Here is a 2,087-nt window from a genome sequence, read left to right as displayed (position 1 = left end):
GATCGAGGATCGCCATGAGCACTTTATGTCCGCCTGTCATTCGCGGGATCAGATTCATGATGTCGAGGTTGGTTTCGACGATAACGGTCGACTCTTGGCGTTCCGCGACAGCTTCATTGCCGACTGTGGCGCCTGGAACCCGATCGGGGCCGGAATCGCCTACAACACCGCGGTGCACCTTCCGGGCCCGTATAAATTTGAGAACTTCGCGGTTCGCGCCCGTATTGCCACGACCAACAAAGTACCGAACGCACCTTATCGTGGCGCAGGCCGCCCAGAGGCAAGCTTCGCCATGGAGCGGATGATGGACTTGATAGCAGTGGAGCTTGGCCGGGATCCGGCCGAGGTGCGAATGACGAATCTCGTGCCCACTGAAGAGATGCCGTATCCGCTCGGCATTCCCTATCGCGACGGCGAACCGATCGTCTACGACAGCGGCGACTATCCCAAGGCGCTGCAAAGCGCGCTGGACGCCGTGGGAGGTATCGACGCGTTTCGCGCGCGGCAGCGTGAGGCGCGCCGGCAAGGCTGCTATCTCGGACTTGGGATCGGCTGCTATGTCGAGGGGACCGGTGTTGGTCCATTCGAAAGTGCGACCGTTCGGATCGATCCGACCGGAAAGGTATACGTGGCCTCCGGCGCTTGTCCGCAAGGTCAAGGCATGGAGACGATCTTTTCGCAGATCGTCGCCGATACCTGGAAGGTCAACCCGAACGATGTCGTCATGGCGCTTGCCGATACTTCGGCCGTTTCAATGGGGTTCGGCACGATTGCAAGCCGCAGCACAGTGACGCTGTCGGCTGCGATCCATCACGCCAGCGCGCCGCTGCGTGAGAAAGTCTTCGCCATTGCGGCCAAAATGCTGGAATGCGCACCGGAAGACTTGGAACTGCGCAACGGTTGTGTCGGCATCATCGGCGTTCCAGGGAATGAAGTGACGCTCGCAAGTGTTGCGAAAGCATCGCGTCCTGGATGGGATAATGGCAGGCCGCCTGGAATGCCGGCCGGACTCGAAGAGACTTATTACTACGAGCCGCCGACTGTCACCTGGTCATATGCCACGCATGCAGCGATTGTTGATGTGGACGTGAAGGTCGGACGGATCAAGATCGAGAAATATGTGATTGCCCACGATTGCGGCGTGGTAGTGAACCCGATGCTGGTCGAGGGCCAGATCCACGGTGGTACGGCTCAGGGCTTAGGCGGAGCATTATTGGAAGAGTTCGCTTACGATTCTGACGGCCAACTCCTCACCGGATCCTTCATGGATTACCTGCTTCCGACGGCGAGCGACATACCCCATCTGGATATCATCCATTTGCACCATCCGTCGCCACTGAACCCGTTTGGGGTGAAGGGCGTGGGCGAGGGCAGCGCAATTGCGCCGCCGGTGGTCATCGCCAACGCGGTCTCCGATGCGCTGACACCGTTTAAGGCGGAGTTCAATACCACTCCAGTGAAGCCGGAGCAGATCGCTCGGATCGCGTGGTCCGCGGCCTAAATGCAAGTCCGGCTCGTTGTGTGATGCGAGTCGAGGTCCTGCCGGCCGCCTACCGCGCCTGCGTGGCGACGCGTGCGATTGACAACGAATGCAGCCGGTGAAATCCTTCATCCTCTGCTTGAGAGGCGCGTTCAGCCGTTAAAGTTCCTAAGCTCGTCAAACAATTGACGCGAGAAAAAGAGCAAACCAATGTCGAAAAGAGCCCTTCGGATCGTGAAAAGTCTGGCAAAGCCCAGCGCTGTATTTTCGGCGATCGTTATCTCTGGTGCAAGCGTTGCCAGTGCCGCCGATCTGCAAAAGGTGACCGTCCGGATGGATTGGGTTGTGAGCGCCTATCATGCGCCGTTTTATGCGGGTGTCAAGAATGGGTTCTTCAAGGATCAGGGACTCGATGTCACCGTTCAGCCGGGTAATGGTTCCGCCAATGTCGCACAAGCGCTCGGCCATGGAAATGGAGAATTCGCCTCAGTCGATGGCGGGACGATGATGCAGCTTGTCGCCAAAGGACTGCCGGTGAAGTGCGTGATGGGCTATTACCAGCGCAATCCGAACGGCGTCATCTATGCCGAGAAGAGCGGTATAAAGA

2 protein-coding genes are annotated in these 2,087 nt (G+C 58.5%); both read left to right on the top strand.

Going from position 1 to position 2,087, the window contains the following annotated elements; translation table 11 throughout:
- Positions 1-1,501, top strand: a 1,501-nt coding sequence (locus tag WB528_RS22375) for a molybdopterin cofactor-binding domain-containing protein (protein WP_423890769.1), incomplete at its 5' end; no start/stop codon positions are given.
- A gap of 189 nt (positions 1,502-1,690) precedes the next feature.
- Positions 1,691-2,087, top strand: a 397-nt coding sequence (locus WB528_RS22370) for an ABC transporter substrate-binding protein (protein WP_423890767.1), incomplete at its 3' end; no start/stop codon positions are given.

The organism is Bradyrhizobium sp. (assembly GCF_049586575.1).
GTDB lineage: Bacteria > Pseudomonadota > Alphaproteobacteria > Rhizobiales > Xanthobacteraceae > Bradyrhizobium.
This window is presented reverse-complemented; position numbering and strand designations above follow the sequence as displayed.